General features: G+C 53.1%; 15 protein-coding genes and 4 tRNA genes. 17 read left to right on the forward strand and 2 right to left on the reverse strand.

Annotated features, from left to right (window positions below; translation table 11 throughout):
• Window positions 1–20 precede the first annotated feature (20 nt).
• The 4 genes from H7U06_RS02415 (at window position 21) to H7U06_RS02430 (ending at window position 3,137) form a co-directional block, all read left to right on the forward strand.
• Complete coding sequence (locus H7U06_RS02415; RefSeq protein ID WP_175624626.1) at window positions 21–1,181, forward strand: class I SAM-dependent methyltransferase; 1,161 nt, start codon at window positions 21–23, stop codon at window positions 1,179–1,181.
• Between the two features lie 47 nt (window positions 1,182–1,228).
• Window positions 1,229–1,423 (forward strand): DUF2905 domain-containing protein, encoded by a 195-nt coding sequence (locus H7U06_RS02420; RefSeq protein WP_175624627.1) that lies wholly within the window; start codon window positions 1,229–1,231, stop codon window positions 1,421–1,423.
• Window positions 1,424–1,459: 36 nt separating this feature from the next.
• Window positions 1,460–1,678: a DUF2905 domain-containing protein gene (locus H7U06_RS02425; RefSeq protein WP_175624628.1), complete on the forward strand. Its 219-nt coding sequence runs from the start codon at window positions 1,460–1,462 to the stop codon at window positions 1,676–1,678.
• A gap of 127 nt (window positions 1,679–1,805) precedes the next feature.
• A complete protein-coding gene (locus H7U06_RS02430; RefSeq protein ID WP_175624629.1) occupies window positions 1,806–3,137 on the forward strand; it encodes a hemolysin family protein in 1,332 nt (443 codons plus the stop codon).
• A 79-nt stretch (window positions 3,138–3,216) separates the two neighbouring features.
• Here the strand turns inward: H7U06_RS02430 and H7U06_RS02435 are convergent, their stop codons facing one another.
• Window positions 3,217–3,741, reverse strand: a complete 525-nt coding sequence (locus tag H7U06_RS02435) for a DUF3455 domain-containing protein (RefSeq protein ID WP_175624630.1) — start codon at window positions 3,739–3,741, stop codon at window positions 3,217–3,219.
• Between the two features lie 413 nt (window positions 3,742–4,154).
• Between H7U06_RS02435 and H7U06_RS02440 the strand changes: the two genes are divergently transcribed.
• On the forward strand, window positions 4,155–5,393 hold the full coding sequence (locus H7U06_RS02440; RefSeq protein WP_175624631.1) for a GGDEF domain-containing protein: 1,239 nt from the start codon (window positions 4,155–4,157) through the stop codon (window positions 5,391–5,393).
• A 160-nt stretch (window positions 5,394–5,553) separates the two neighbouring features.
• Window positions 5,554–7,224 carry a response regulator gene (locus H7U06_RS02445; protein WP_175624632.1) on the forward strand — a complete coding sequence of 557 codons (1,671 nt, stop codon included), beginning with the start codon at window positions 5,554–5,556 and terminating at the stop codon, window positions 7,222–7,224.
• 2 nt (window positions 7,225–7,226) lie between these two features.
• Here the strand turns inward: H7U06_RS02445 and arsC are convergent, their stop codons facing one another.
• Window positions 7,227–7,598, reverse strand: a complete 372-nt coding sequence (arsC, locus tag H7U06_RS02450; protein ID WP_175624633.1) for an arsenate reductase (glutaredoxin) — start codon at window positions 7,596–7,598, stop codon at window positions 7,227–7,229.
• A 233-nt stretch (window positions 7,599–7,831) separates the two neighbouring features.
• Here arsC and H7U06_RS02455 point away from each other — a divergent pair, with 233 nt between their 5' ends.
• The 11 genes from H7U06_RS02455 to rplJ all read left to right on the forward strand — a co-directional run bounded on the left by H7U06_RS02455 (window position 7,832) and on the right by rplJ (window position 13,943).
• The gene (locus H7U06_RS02455) at window positions 7,832–8,899 is read left to right on the forward strand and encodes a type 1 glutamine amidotransferase (RefSeq protein WP_175624634.1); all 1,068 of its coding nucleotides are present in this window, start codon (window positions 7,832–7,834) and stop codon (window positions 8,897–8,899) included.
• Between the two features lie 121 nt (window positions 8,900–9,020).
• A tRNA-Tyr gene (locus H7U06_RS02460) sits at window positions 9,021–9,106 on the forward strand.
• Between the two features lie 61 nt (window positions 9,107–9,167).
• Window positions 9,168–9,241, forward strand: a tRNA-Gly gene (locus H7U06_RS02465).
• Window positions 9,242–9,294: 53 nt separating this feature from the next.
• A tRNA-Thr gene (locus H7U06_RS02470) sits at window positions 9,295–9,369 on the forward strand.
• Between the two features lie 81 nt (window positions 9,370–9,450).
• The gene (tuf, locus tag H7U06_RS02475; RefSeq protein WP_175624635.1) at window positions 9,451–10,641 is read left to right on the forward strand and encodes an elongation factor Tu; all 1,191 of its coding nucleotides are present in this window, start codon (window positions 9,451–9,453) and stop codon (window positions 10,639–10,641) included.
• Between the two features lie 82 nt (window positions 10,642–10,723).
• Window positions 10,724–10,799: transfer RNA gene (locus H7U06_RS02480), tRNA-Trp, on the forward strand.
• A gap of 34 nt (window positions 10,800–10,833) precedes the next feature.
• A complete protein-coding gene (gene secE, locus H7U06_RS02485) occupies window positions 10,834–11,217 on the forward strand; it encodes a preprotein translocase subunit SecE (protein ID WP_175624636.1) in 384 nt (127 codons plus the stop codon).
• The gene (gene nusG, locus H7U06_RS02490; RefSeq protein WP_012081262.1) at window positions 11,217–11,816 is read left to right on the forward strand and encodes a transcription termination/antitermination protein NusG; all 600 of its coding nucleotides are present in this window, start codon (window positions 11,217–11,219) and stop codon (window positions 11,814–11,816) included. Before secE ends, nusG begins: the two co-directional genes overlap by 1 nt.
• A gap of 138 nt (window positions 11,817–11,954) precedes the next feature.
• Window positions 11,955–12,386, forward strand: a complete 432-nt coding sequence (rplK, locus tag H7U06_RS02495; RefSeq protein ID WP_175624637.1) for a 50S ribosomal protein L11 — start codon at window positions 11,955–11,957, stop codon at window positions 12,384–12,386.
• Window positions 12,386–13,081 carry a 50S ribosomal protein L1 gene (rplA, locus tag H7U06_RS02500; protein WP_124575663.1) on the forward strand — a complete coding sequence of 232 codons (696 nt, stop codon included), beginning with the start codon at window positions 12,386–12,388 and terminating at the stop codon, window positions 13,079–13,081. Before rplK ends, rplA begins: the two co-directional genes overlap by 1 nt.
• A gap of 313 nt (window positions 13,082–13,394) precedes the next feature.
• A complete protein-coding gene (rplJ, locus tag H7U06_RS02505) occupies window positions 13,395–13,943 on the forward strand; it encodes a 50S ribosomal protein L10 (RefSeq protein WP_175624638.1) in 549 nt (182 codons plus the stop codon).
• Window positions 13,944–14,035 lie beyond the last annotated feature (92 nt).

Consider the following 14,035-nt stretch of genomic DNA (forward strand, 5'->3'; position numbering starts at 1 on the left):
GATTTCTCTACAATACCGCCATGCAATTGCAACTCCCAGAACCTTCTTCGGACGCATTATCTGCGTCACACAAGCTCCAGAACCTGATTGTTGACGAAATTAACCGTCATGCGGGCTGGATTTCTTTCGCCCGTTATATGGAGCTGGCGCTGTATGCGCCGGACGTCGGTTATTACAGCGGCGGTGCTGCAAAACTTGGCAAAGACGGTGATTTTACAACCGCGCCCGAAATTACGTCGCTTTTTGGTGAAACCCTGGCCCATGCGGCCGACGGGCTGATGGCACAAAGCGCACCGCAAATCCTCGAATTCGGGGCCGGTACCGGTAAATTGGCACTGGATATTCTGACTGAGTGCGCGGCCGACGGCATACCGCTGGAGCGTTACTCCATCGTCGAATTGTCCGGCGAATTGCGTGCGCGCCAGCAGGAAACCCTGGCTGGCTTCCCGCAAGTGACCTGGCTGGACGACTTTCCACCGGCATTTTCCGGCGTAGTGCTGGGCAATGAAGTGCTGGATGCGATGCCAGTCTCACTGGTTGTCAAAGGTGAAACTGAGTGGCTGGAGCGCGGTGTCAGCGTGGTGGACGGTCGCTTTGTCTTCGCCGATCGACCATGTGATCAGGACCTGATCGCACAAATACCCGATGCGGCGGAGTTGCCGGTTGGTTACCTGACTGAAGTGCATCCGATCGCGGGCGGCTTCATGCATACACTGGCCGCCATGCTGACCGCCGGGTATGAGCAATCTGGCAAGGGTGGCGCGGCGATCCTGATCGATTACGGTTTCCCCGCCAGCGAATACTATCTGGACCAGCGCGCCGAAGGGACGCTGATGTGCCATTACCGCCATCATTCACATCCTGATCCGTTTTTCTTGCCGGGTTTGCAAGACATCACCGCGCACGTCGATTTCACCAGCATGGCGTATGCCGCCGTGCGTAATGGCCTGGAAATGGTCGGTTACATGAGCCAGGCCGGTTTCCTGCTGGCGGCTGGCCTTGGTGATCGCTTGCTGGCGACCGCGCCGGAAGATCATATGGCTTACCTGCCGAAAGCAAATGCAGTGCAGAAGCTGACTTCGCCGGCCGAGATGGGCGAGTTGTTCAAAGTGCTGGTAGTGGGCAAGGCGGTGCAGTTGCCCGACCAGTTTGATCGCGCGGACCAAAGCCGCCGATTGTAAAGCCGGATGCCGGGGGTAGCTAGACCGGCGCGTCATGAAAGTTGCACATGGTTCGCTGGTTTATTACGATCTTCATCGCCGTCATTGTGTTTTCCGCTGCCTTGCCGTGGCTGGAAAAATTCGGCATTGGTCGTTTGCCCGGTGATATACGTTTCAAGTTGTTTGGCAAAACCATTTTTTTGCCATTCGCCTCTACCGTTTTGTTATCTACCGCCATTTTTCTGCTGGCGCGCCTGTTTTGAGTTTTGCTCCGGGCAAGGTTTAGCGAGGGACAAGTAATGATACGTTGGGTCGCGGTGATCTTTATTGGTCTGACCGTTTTCTACGCACTGATACCGTGGATTATCGAGAAGCTGGGCGTAGGGCGGCTGCCTGCGGATGTGCGCTTCCAGCTGTTTGGCCGGATTTTTGTGCTGCCCTTCGGTTCTACCGTGCTGTGGTCGGCGCTTGCTTTCTTGGTTGCGGAGATCGTAAAGCGAACCTGTTTGTTCTGTTAAAACGCTATAAAACCCGGGTTTTATGCAGCTAGTTTTGCGATTTTTCTGCCATTTGGCGCGCTAATGATATTATTCAGCACTTATCAACAGTAGGGCTGGCGGGTAGAAACTGCGAGTTCCCTTAGTAGTGGACATATTTATCATCCTGGGTTTGATCCTGGTTAATGGCATTTTTGCCATGTCTGAAATTGCGGTCGTAACCTCCAAACGTATCCGCCTCCAAAAATTATCTGAAAACGGCAGCCGGGGTGCACAAGCGGCACTTGATCTGTCCGATAGTCCTAGTCGTTTCCTCTCCACGATCCAGGTTGGTATTACGCTGATCGGTATTTTCAACGGTGCGTTCGGTGAAGCGTCGCTGGTTGAGCGCCTGACTCCTGAAGTCGCACTGATTCCGGTTGTGAGCGTTTACGCACGTGAAATTGCACTGGCTATCGTGGTTGTCGGTATTACTTTTGCATCGCTGATCCTGGGTGAGCTCGTGCCCAAGCGTATCGCCATGCAATATCCGGAAGTCGTGGCTTCGCTGGTGGCGGCCCCCATGTTGTGGTTGTCGCGCCTGATGGGGCCTTTCGTTAAAGTCCTGACCGGCACCACCGAATTCATCCTGCGTATCCTCGGCATGCATCACAAGAAAGACGATGCGGTGACCGAAGAAGAAATCGCTGGCTTGTTCCGCGAGGGTACCGACGCTGGCCTGTTTGAAAAAACCGAACACGATATCGTCTCGCGTGCCTTGCGCCTGGATGACCAGCGCGTGGCTGGCCTGATGACGCCGCGTCTGGATGTGCACTTCATCGATCTGGAAGATCCGATCGAAGTGAACCTGGCCAAAATTGCCGACAGCTCTTATAACCGCTTCCCGGTCTGCCGTGGCGATATCTCGCATGTGATCGGTATCGTGCACGCTGGCAGCCTGTTCGAACAGGCGATACGTGGCAAGGCGATCAATACCGTGGACATTGCTGCAGCGACACGTCCACCTTTGTTCGTGCCGGAAACCATTAGCGCGATGCAGCTGTTGGAAACCTTGAAGAAAAACCGTGCAGAACTGGCACTGGTCATTGATGAATACGGTGAAATTGAAGGTATCGTCACCCTGAGTGACGTACTGGGCGCGCTGGTAGGTGATGTTTCTGTGATCGATGAGCACCACGAAGTCGATGGCGTACGCCGCGATGATGGTTCATGGCTGATTGATGGCGGCGTCTCGTTTGACCGCTTCCGCGAATTGCTGGAAACCGATGTGCGCTTCCCGGAAGAAGCATCCGGCACCTACCATACGCTGGCTGGTTTCGTGATGACCTTCCTTGGCCACATTCCACAAATGTCCGACTCCTTTGAATGGGAAGGCTATCGCATCGAAGTGGTCGATATGGACCGTAACCGTATCGATCGTTTGTTGATTACCAAGCTCGAACCGTCGCCGGACGATGTGGCACCGGATGAGGCCGGTTAAGCCGCTTCAACAAAAATACAGCTGTAAATAAAAAATGGCCGGATAACTATCCGGCCATTTTTGTTTCTGCCGCCAGCAATTACATGGAGGCGCGGTAAAACACGTAGTCTGCCTGATACTTCACGATTTGCTTGGCGTTGACGTTGGCAGCTCCGCAAGGAGTGGCCGGTGCTGCGCCACCGACAGTGTTCAGGCGCTGGATATAGGTGATGTCGCTCATGGCGCCTTTACCCATGGATGGGTTGGCCTGTACCAGTTGTAAGGGGATAGAGCCCGGGTTCGGCGATACGGCCAACTGCTTGCCGGTTACCTTGCTGCCATCATTGGCTTCCCAGGTCGGGCCGCCATAGTATTTGCCGACGGCCATCTTGTTGCCGTCATACAGAATCGCATCCGGTCCCGCCAGCACCCATTCGAAAGCGCCTGTCATATTGGCCTTGGCGCGGCATTGGTAAGTCAGCTCGCCGATACCCACCGTTTTCATCACGACTTTATTGCCCGCCGGAACCGTCACTGCGGCAGGTGCTTCCGGTGTTTTCATCATATGGCCGGAGCAGGCGCTCAGTGCCGTAGCTGCAGCGAGCAGGGTAATTTTTGCGTACATGGAAATCTCCTGATTGGTTGATGGATCAGGGCTGGATAGCACCCTAGACCATATACGACGTGCAAGGTCCGACAGATTCAGAAAGCGTTAAGAAATTTTCCAAATGTGTCTTCGTGAAATTCTGCTTAAATTTTGTGCACAGCATTTTTGTGCGCTTCATCTTTCGTCATGCGAGTGCTTACTCTGCAAGCACGCGGCAAACATGATGGCTCTCGTGAAAGTGATAACAATTGTTGACTGAACGATGCAACATTGGCGGGCATGCGTGAATGTGACTTATGGTTAAAAGGCAATAAAAGTGCGTGTCTTTTAAGAGCGAATATGGTGTAGTTGCGTGCAGGGAATTAGCAGTAAATTGTTTCAGTCGGATGGTGTGCTCAACGAGTTTGGCAGGACTTCTCAGACGGATTTACATGCAACGAACAGGCGAACATCACGCTATGCCCGCGACGGATAACGCTCCGCTGCACACGGCCGCCCCCGATCCTGTTACGCCTTTGCGCAGTGCTGGCAGCAAGTCCGCCAAGTCGGCAAAAATCCATGTGGTGCGCGCGCGTCGCCAGACCATACTCAATCATCGCAATCGCCAGAACGCCCGCCTGCAGCGCTTGCTGCTGATCGGTTTGTTCGGTCTCTTCTATCTGGTCGGTGTGGCAGTGTTTTACATGCATGGTCTGGTCGATCAGGTGGCGTTGACGACTGCAACCGTACTGATCACCAGCACGGTATCGATGTTCTATCTGTGTTTCCTGACGGGCTGGAATAACCGCGCCCGTGAAAAGAATTTGCGCGTGCCTATCAGTTTGTGTGCGATAGGCATCATGCTGGTGCTTTCGTATATGGCACCGGCCACGCAGATCCTGTTCACGCCTTTCCTGTTCCTGACCATGACCTTCGTCCTGCACCGCGTATCACCGAAGATGATGCTATTGCTGACGATAGTGACGCTGTGCGGCTATCTGCTGGTGATCGCCGTGCACTATCAGCAATATCGCGACTGGGCGATGCTGCAACTGGAAGGTGCGCTCATGTTGAGTCTGCTGCTGACCTTGCCGGGGTTTGTGGTGCTGGCGAGCCGTATGCAGCAATTGCATAACGCTTTGTTCAAGGCGACACGCAAGATCAAGGACATTGAAGAAGATGCACAACGTGATGTCTTGCTCGGCTGTTATAACCGCCGCTACATCGTGGCAGCGCTGGAACAGCAAAAACGGATGGCAGATGAAAGTGGCGCGCCGCTATGTCTGGCGGTGATCGATCTCGACCACTTCAAGCGCGTGAATGATGAGGCGGGGCACCTGGGTGGCGATGAAGTCTTGCGCACCTTCGCTCGCGTGGCGGAGGGAAATGTGCGCAAGCAGGATATTTTTGGCCGTTATGGCGGTGAAGAATTTCTGCTGGTCTTGCCGGAGACCCCGCTTTCGGCGGCCCTGAATATCTCTGAACGGATCCGCACGCAGATCGAGCACTACGACTGGCAGGGTAAATTGCGCCATGGTGTCACGATATCCATCGGACTGACCCAGTACATAGCTGGTGAATCGGTGCTGGATTTGTTTTCGCGTACAGATACCGCCATGTACACGGCGAAACAGAATGGCCGCAATCAGGTCGTGGTCGAAGGGGCCACGGTGGAGGGCGTGCTCGCCTGATATTTGAATGGAAATTGTGTCTGCTGTGTGGTCGAATTGACAGCTGAAATGATTAAATTGCGATGACACCGTTTAACAAATGTAATATTGTTCTACGGAAAGATTCCTGTGTATCCGTGCCACGTGCCGGGCGCACCTTCTCATTTGGCTTTGAAATACCATGCAAGAACTTGCCGGACTAACCGCCCTGATCATTGAGCCGCATGCTGGCATGCGTGCCAGCATCCACAATATGCTGAGCTTGGGTGGTATAGGCAAGATCGAGTACGCCGCCGGTTCCGGCAGTGCGATACGTCCGCTCAAGCACAAACAGTTCGATCTGGTGATCTGTGAATATGATCTGGGCGAGGGGCAGGATGGCCAGCAATTGCTGGAAGACCTGCGGCATCACAAAATCATGCCGCCTTCCACTGTGTTCATCATGGTGACTGCCGAGCGCAATCATGAAAAAGTCGTTAGTGCCGCCGAGCTGGCCCTGAATGATTACGTACTCAAGCCCTTCACCGCAGAAATCCTGATGGACCGGATCGCCCGCGCGATCGATAAACGCAATGCGCTGAGTCCGATTTATCAATTGATAGAGCAGGGTAACCTGAGTGATGCGATTAACGCCTGTGTACTGGCGGAGCGTACCCAGCCACGTTACCAGGCCGAGTTCATGCGTTTGCGCGCCGAGCTGCACATGACGCTGGGCGAATTGGCGGAAGCGGAAGCGATCTATGCCGAGATCTTTGCCAAGCGTTCGATAGCATGGGCGCGACTGGGCCTGGCCACGAGCCTGTTCATGCAGGACCGGTTTGAAGAAGCGGAAGAGATGCTGAGTTCGCTGGTCGCGGAGAAAAAGCAATTCCTTGAAGCCTATGACTGGCTGGCCAAGACGCAGGAAGCGCGGGGTTTGATGCCGCAGGCACAGGCAACGCTGGAGCATGCGGTTACACGCTCGCCGCACGCCTTGCAACGCTTGCGCAAGCTCGGCAATGTCGCGCTGGAAACCGGCGATGTCGACACTGCGCACAAAGTATTTCAGCAAGTTATTAACAAGGCGAAATTCTCTGAATTCCGCGAACCGGAGGACCATGTCCATCTGGTCAGGACTTCGATCGCCAAAGGCGAACTGCAGCTGGTCTCGCCTATCATTCGCGACCTTGCGAAATCGCTGGCTAACATTAAGAAGACCCCGGCCTGTCGCGCACTGGCAACCGCCATGCTGCATAAGCATAACGGCGATGAAGAGCAGGCGGTAGAAGAGCTGGAAGCAGCGGTGCTGGCGTGCAAGGAAGCGATAGGTTTATCTAACGATACCAAGCTGGCGCTGGCGCAAAATTGTCTCGCCAGCGGGCTGGAGCAGGGCGCGGTCGAGGTGATGACCTCAGTGGTCGGTAATGCGTCCACCAATGTCGCCATGACGCGTGCAATGCGTCTGTTTCGCGAAGCCGGGCGTGAAGACTTGGCCAAGCGGGTGACACGTGAAAGCAAAAGCCAGGTGGTGGATCTGGTGTCGGCCGGTGCGGAGAAAGCGCGCCTCGGTGATTATCACGGCGCGGTTGCGCTGATGTCAGAAGCGGCAGAAAGATTGCCAGACAATCCGCAAGTGGTGTTCAACGCTGCCGTCGCCGTATTGAAATGTCTGGATAGCCTGGGCTGGGATGTGCAGCTCGGTGAGCAGGCGCGCACCTATATCGCCAATGCGCGCCGCCTCGATCCGCGTAATCCGCGTTTATCGCTATTGGCCAGCATGTATAGAGACATCCTGAAAAAATATGCGATGGAGCGTGTCTACGGCGTTCCTATCAAGGCGCTGAACACAGCGCCGCAGACCGAGAAGCAATAAGTTCAGGGTGCGATCAGGATAGCCTGTACCAACTCAGGTGGACGCGCGATCACTGCACGTAGACCGAAACGCACGATAGGGCGTTGCAGCAGCTTCGGATGGCTGGCGAGTGCATCCAACAAGCGTGCGTCATCAGCCTTGTCCAGTTGCAGTTCTTTGTATTCGTCTTCGTTGTCGCGCACCATGGCGCGTACGCTGATAGCACCATCTGATTGCAGCAATTGATGCAACTCCGCGAGTTGCGCACGGCTCAGCGGTGTTTTTTGATAATCGACGACATTCAATTCCAGGCTGTGTTGCGCGGCGAAGGCTTCAGTCAATGTGAGGGCTACGCGTGATTTTGAGCAGCGTGGGTTGTGATAAATGGTCAGCATGATGTGGCTAAGTCAGATGAGGAGAGTCGACATTATGCCGTTTTCGGTCGGGGCTGTTTATGTTGCCCTTGGTCGGGAATCGAGAGCGCGCCTATAATCAAGGCCAGATCCGGTTAAATGACGTAGCGTTGCACGACATACGATGAATTTCTGTATTTTTAAACAATTCTCGGTGAAGGCGGATAATTCTGCGATAAGCGTTGTCTATCTTTACTCGATTTAAAAGTGATGCCATGTCTGACAACTCCAATAGCAATTTGCCGCCAGAATCAAAAACTCCTGCTGAAGCCGCCTCGCCGAGTGAAGCCGTTACCCCGCCAGAAGCAACGCCTAGTGCCCCTCCTAGTGTAGAGCCGCAAGTCGGCTCGGTGCCATCGCCTGCGTCGTTCAAAACCAAGCCGGATTTCGGCAAGCACAATGTGCCTGCCTACCAGATGCCGGACGACACGCCGTGGAAGCAAACCTGGCGCATCTTCCAGGCGCGCCTGCAAAGCTTGTCCGAACAAGTCGGTCGTCGGCTGACGCAGCGCACCCTGAAAATCGGCGTCTCCGCCCGTATCTTTCACCCGGAGAGTGGCGCCAAGGGTCTGCAGGCCAAAACCCTGCAATACCTGGAAGAGTCGATTGCGCAGTGGGTGATGTCACGCGATGTATTAGTGCTGATGATCCCTACCGTGAATACCAACGGTTTGCTGCATCCAAGCAAGATACGTCTGCGCGACTATGCGAAGCATCTTGATGGCCTGGTCTTGCAAGGCGGTGCCGACGTAGCGCCGCAGACATACTCGCAAACCGCGACGCGGCCGGAGTGGAGTGGTGATAGCTCACGCGATATGTATGAACTAGAGCTGTTGCATGAATTCATAGAGGCCGGGAAGCCGGTGTTGGGCATTTGCCGTGGTTGCCAGTTGATCAATGTCGCGTTTGGCGGCACCTTATATCAGGACATTGCTACCGACGTGCCGAGCGCGATGCCGCACGTCAATGATTTGTACGATAGTCATCGTCACGAAATTGCATTCCCGCCGGGTTCGTCGCTGGCATCGCTGTTTCCCGGCCAGACTTCACCTTTGGTCAATTCCATCCACCATCAGGCCGTACGCGACCTGGGACGGGATCTCACCATTGAAGCGATATCGCAAACTGACAACATTGTCGAAGCGGTACGCTATACCAAGGCGCGTTTCGTCATGGGTTTGCAATGGCATCCGGAATTCCATCGTGCTGGTGGTTCCGAACTGCTGGATTGCACGCCAGTCCTCGATAATTTCCTGCGCGCAGCAAGGGAAACTCGTTTCTGATCCCACCTTAGCGGTCACCCTGGTCTACGCATCTATAAAAATATTTTAAAAAAATAGGTGAAGAAACGTAGCAAATTGTTGACAAGGGTGACCGACTCCCATATAGTTTGGGGTTCCCCGCGGAGGGGTGGCCGAGTGGTTAATGGCAGCAGACTGTAAATCTGCCCTCTTACGAGTACGCTGGTTCGAATCCAGCCCCCTCCACCAAGTTTTTAGCAGTAAAAATCAGTAAAGCAGTACAAAAAAGAGATGTGTAGTGGTGACCCTCGCGGGTGTAGCTCAATGGTAGAGCTGAAGCCTTCCAAGCTTATGACGAGGGTTCGATTCCCTTCACCCGCTCCAAGTTTTTAAAGGTTGGACGTGCCGCAGCAGTGTTGGTACCGGACGGCTAGTTTGCCCTTTTAGCTCAGTGGTAGAGCACTCCCTTGGTAAGGGAGAGGCCACGTGTTCAATCCACGTAAAGGGCACCAAGAATTCTGTAGTTCATTTTTATCGGTAAGTCGGTCGGGCGTGTGCCTGAACATTCTCATCAAAATTGTTAGGAGTCTAAGATGGCAAAAGGCAAATTCGAGCGGACCAAGCCGCACGTGAATGTGGGCACAATTGGTCACGTCGATCATGGTAAAACCACGTTGACAGCTGCGATCGCGACTGTATTGTCGAAAAAATTCGGTGGCGAAGCAAAAGGCTACGATCAAATCGATAACGCGCCAGAAGAAAAAGCACGCGGTATCACGATCAACACCTCGCACGTTAAATACGAACCCGAAGCCCGCCACTACGCACACGTAGACTGCCCAGGCCACGCCGACTATGTTAAAAACATGATCACCGGCGCAGCACAAATGGACGGCGCGATCTTGGTTTGCTCCGCAGCAGACGGCCCAATGCCACAAACTCGCGAACACATCCTGTTGTCGCGTCAAGTTGGCGTTCCATACATCATCGTGTTCCTGAACAAGGCAGACATGGTTGATGATGCAGAACTGCTGGAACTGGTTGAAATGGAAGTGCGTGAGCTCCTCTCTAAATACGAATTCCCAGGCGACGACTTGCCTATCGTTAAAGGTTCGGCAAAACTGGCGCTGGAAGGCGACACCGGTCCATTGGGCGAACAAGCGATCCTGGCACTGGCCAACGCACTCGACACCTACATCCCAACACCAGAACGCGCAGTTGACGGCGCATTCCTGTTGCCAGTAGAAGACGTATTCTCGATCTCGGGTCGCGGTACAGTCGTTACCGGTCGTGTAGAACGCGGCATCATCAAAGTCGGCGAAGAGATCGAAATCGTTGGTATCCGTGATACCCAAAAAACCACCTGTACCGGTGTTGAAATGTTCCGCAAATTGCTGGATCAAGGTCAAGCTGGTGATAACGTTGGTGTATTGCTGCGCGGTACCAAGCGTGAAGACGTGGAACGTGGTCAAGTTCTGGCAAAACCAGGTTCGATCAAACCGCACAAACACTTCACAGGCGAAATCTACGTTCTGTCGAAAGACGAAGGCGGCCGTCACACCCCATTCTTCAACAACTATCGTCCACAGTTCTACTTCCGTACAACTGACGTAACTGGTTCGATCGAGTTGCCGAAAGACAAAGAAATGGTTATGCCAGGCGATAACGTGTCGATCACAGTGATGTTGATCAACCCAATCGCGATGGAAGAAGGTCTGCGTTTCGCGATCCGCGAAGGTGGCCGTACCGTTGGCGCAGGTGTTGTAGCCAAAATTATTGAGTAATAAATGAATGCTGCGGCGATCTCGATGTTGAGATCGCCGCAAGTGGTTCAGGTAGTAGCAGTGCAGGTAGTGCAAAAACCGTAGGGGCGTAGCTCAATTGGCAGAGTGTCGGTCTCCAAAACCGAAGGTTGGGGGTTCGAGGCCCTCCGCCCCTGCCACCGATTCAGGTGCAGGGCATCGAAAGTAAAGTGTATGGCTAATCAACCCGTAGAAACTGTTGGCGCGTCAGGCGATAAAATCAAGATCGTTTTGGCAATACTTGCCGCAATCGCGGGCGTAGTCGGATTCTATTTTTTGTCGGATAAAGCGACGGCTGTCCGCGCCGCTGCATTGGTTGGTGGTTTGTTGGTGGCAATTGCGATTGCGTGGACTTCCGCGGCAGGTCGCGATTTCCTCAATTTCTCTAAAGAAGCAGTTCGCGAAACCAAGAAAGTAGTTTGGCCAACACGTAAAGAAGCATTGCAAATGACTGCAATCGTTTTCGGTTTTGTGTTGGTTATGGCGCTTTTCCTGTGGGGTACGGATAAGTTACTCGAAGTTGTGCTGTACGACCTGATTTTGGGCTGGAAAAGATAATGAGCGACAATATTCAGGATGACGCGCAAGGCGGTGCTCAAGGCGCCGCTGCAGCAGCTTCCACAAGTAAAAAACGTTGGTACGTCGTGCACGCCTATTCCGGTATGGAAAAGAGCGTGCAACGTGCGTTGATAGAACGCGCAGCACGTGCCGGCATGGAAGATAAATTTGGGCAGATTCTGGTGCCTACCGAAGAAGTGATCGAAGTAAAGAATGGTCACAAATCGGTTAGTGAGCGCCGCTTCTTCCCAGGCTACGTTCTCGTCGAAATGGAAATGACCGACGAAACATGGCATCTGGTTAAGAACACCAACAAAGTGACCGGCTTTATCGGTGGCAAGTCGAACAAGCCTACCCCGATCCCGCCGCACGAAGTCGACAAAATCATGCAGCAAATGCAGGATGGCGTCGAAAAGCCACGTCCAAAAGTGCTGTACGAAGTGGGCGAGCTGGTACGTATCAAGGATGGTCCGTTCACCGATTTCAACGGCAACGTCGAAGAAGTCAACTACGAGAAATCCAAGGTTCGTGTTTCAGTCACGATTTTTGGCCGCGCTACCCCGGTAGAGCTGGAATTCGGTCAAGTCGAAAAAGTCTGATCCTATAAGTATTAACGCAGGCCGGAGCGTCTGGAGCGTTCAGCTCCAAAAATCCGGAAGCAGTAAAAAGAGGAGCCCAAGTAATAAGCCGCAAGGTAAGTGAACAGGCGCTACCACTCAATCAATGTAGGAGCCATCATGGCAAAGAAAATCATTGGTTTTATCAAGCTGCAAGTGCCAGCTGGTAAAGCAAACCCATCCCCACCAATCGGACCTGCTCTGGGTCAACGTGGTCTGAACATCATGGAATTCTGCAAAGCGTTCAACGCGCAGACTCAAGGTGTTGAGCCAGGTATGCCAATTCCGGTTGTAATTACAGCGTTTGCGGACAAATCATTCACTTTCGTGATGAAAACCCCGCCAGCAACGTACCTGATCAAGAAACATTCGGGCGTTACCAAAGGTTCGGCGAAGCCACATACCGACAAAGTCGGCAAGTTGACACGCGCACAAGCTGAAGAAATCGCTAAATTGAAAGCCCCAGATCTGACCGCTGCTGACTTGGATGCTGCTGTACGCACCATCGCTGGTTCGGCACGTTCCATGGGCATCACGGTGGAGGGTCTGTAATGGCTAAGTTATCGAAACGCGTTAAAGCATTTAAAGCAAAAGTTGACCGTACCAAAGCGTACCCGTTCGACAATGCAGTTGCTTTGATCAAAGAATGCGCATCGGCAAAATTCGATGAATCGATCGATATTTCGGTTCAATTGGGTGTTGATGCTAAGAAATCCGACCAAGTAGTTCGTGGTTCGGTTGTTTTGCCAGCTGGTACCGGTAAATCGGTTCGCGTTGCAGTATTTGCAACCGGCGAAAAAGCAGAACAAGCGAAAGCTGCTGGTGCAGATATCGTTGGTATGGACGACCTGGCTGAGCAAATCAAAGCCGGCAACATGCCTTTCGACATCGTTATCGCATCGCCAGACACCATGCGTATCGTTGGTACCCTGGGTCAAATCCTGGGCCCACGCGGCATGATGCCTAACCCGAAAGTTGGTACTGTTACTCCTGACGTGGCGACTGCAGTTAAAAATGCAAAAGCTGGTCAAGTTCAATACCGTACTGACAAGGCTGGCATTATCCACGCCACCATCGGTCGTAAATCGTTCTCCGACGAAGCGCTCAAATCCAACTTGTTGGCTTTGATCGATGCGTTGAATAAAGCTAAGCCAGCGACCAGCAAAGGTGTTTACCTGCGTAAAGTTTCGCTGTCGTCGACCATGGGCGCAGGTGTACGCGTCGATCAATCGACCCTGGCTGCTTAAGTATTGAATTAAGTCCCGTTGCCAGTTTGGCAGCGGGCGCATCTTTGGGCTGGACCTGATTCGGTAGTAAAGAAACAGGTTCAGGCAATCAAAGACCGTTGGGCGGCGTGCATGTAAGTTGTGTGCAAAGTTAAATGTGAAATCGGCAACGATGTCATACCCAACGCAGATGGTGAACCCGAACAAGTTTTGTAGTCTCTTTGCTGGCTTGCCAGTATGAACTCCTAACTTCGGACGCCGTGTTCGAACCGATGTGAGGCAAGCAATCAATGACGATTGTGTATCAGCTGAACATCATTTTTGGAGGTTGATCTTGAGTCTCAATCTGAATGACAAAAAGGCCGTAGTCGCCGAAATCTCTGCCAAAGTTGCATCGGCACAGACCATCGTCGTGGCCGAATACCGTGGCATCCAGGTTGGTCACTTGACACAACTGCGCGCCAAAGCGCGGGACCAAGGTGTGTACTTGCGCGTATTGAAAAATACGCTGGCACGTCGCGCTGTTGAAGGTACCGCATTTGCCGACCTCGCTTCCGAAATGACCGGTCCGTTGATCTACTCGATCTCGGATGATGCCGTTGCAGCAGCAAAAGTCATCAGTGACTTTTCTAAAACCAACGACAAACTGGTTGTTAAAGCAGGTAACTACGCAGGTAAGCCGCTTGATAAAGCAGGCGTTACAGCGTTGGCAAATATTCCTAGCCGTGAAGTCCTGCTGGCCCAAGTTCTGGGCATGATGCTGGTTCCGGTTGCGAGCTTTACGCGTGGTCTGGCTGCTCTTGCTGCTAAAAAAGCTGAAGGCGCTGCGCCTGAAGCTGCTGCAGCACCAGCCGCCGAATCGACCGAAGCAGCAGCAGAATAAGAGTAGCCGCACAGGCGGCGCTCACTGCTCTTGTTTCGACGCATTCGCGTCAGTACCAATCAGATGTAATTATTGAAAAAATTTAGGAGTTT

Origin of the sequence: Herminiimonas sp. Marseille-P9896, from assembly GCF_903993245.1 — a bacterium.
GTDB classification, from domain to species: domain Bacteria; phylum Pseudomonadota; class Gammaproteobacteria; order Burkholderiales; family Burkholderiaceae_D; genus Oxalicibacterium; species Oxalicibacterium contaminans.

What these genes read in the sequence shown, in the direction of transcription:
- H7U06_RS02420 (WP_175624627.1), top strand. Translation starts at nt 1,229, where the DNA reads ATGGTTCGCTGGTTTATTACGATCTTCATCGCCGTCATTGTGTTTTCC.
- H7U06_RS02415 (WP_175624626.1), top strand. Translation starts at nt 21, where the DNA reads ATGCAATTGCAACTCCCAGAACCTTCTTCGGACGCATTATCTGCGTCA.
- H7U06_RS02435 (WP_175624630.1), bottom strand. Translation starts at nt 3,741, where the DNA reads ATGTACGCAAAAATTACCCTGCTCGCTGCAGCTACGGCACTGAGCGCC.
- H7U06_RS02445 (WP_175624632.1), top strand. Translation starts at nt 5,554, where the DNA reads ATGCAAGAACTTGCCGGACTAACCGCCCTGATCATTGAGCCGCATGCT.
- rplK (WP_175624637.1), top strand. Translation starts at nt 11,955, where the DNA reads ATGGCAAAGAAAATCATTGGTTTTATCAAGCTGCAAGTGCCAGCTGGT.
- H7U06_RS02425 (WP_175624628.1), top strand. Translation starts at nt 1,460, where the DNA reads ATGATACGTTGGGTCGCGGTGATCTTTATTGGTCTGACCGTTTTCTAC.
- secE (WP_175624636.1), top strand. Translation starts at nt 10,834, where the DNA reads ATGGCTAATCAACCCGTAGAAACTGTTGGCGCGTCAGGCGATAAAATC.
- tuf (WP_175624635.1), top strand. Translation starts at nt 9,451, where the DNA reads ATGGCAAAAGGCAAATTCGAGCGGACCAAGCCGCACGTGAATGTGGGC.
- H7U06_RS02455 (WP_175624634.1), top strand. Translation starts at nt 7,832, where the DNA reads ATGTCTGACAACTCCAATAGCAATTTGCCGCCAGAATCAAAAACTCCT.
- H7U06_RS02440 (WP_175624631.1), top strand. Translation starts at nt 4,155, where the DNA reads ATGCAACGAACAGGCGAACATCACGCTATGCCCGCGACGGATAACGCT.
- rplA (WP_124575663.1), top strand. Translation starts at nt 12,386, where the DNA reads ATGGCTAAGTTATCGAAACGCGTTAAAGCATTTAAAGCAAAAGTTGAC.
- nusG (WP_012081262.1), top strand. Translation starts at nt 11,217, where the DNA reads ATGAGCGACAATATTCAGGATGACGCGCAAGGCGGTGCTCAAGGCGCC.
- arsC (WP_175624633.1), bottom strand. Translation starts at nt 7,598, where the DNA reads ATGCTGACCATTTATCACAACCCACGCTGCTCAAAATCACGCGTAGCC.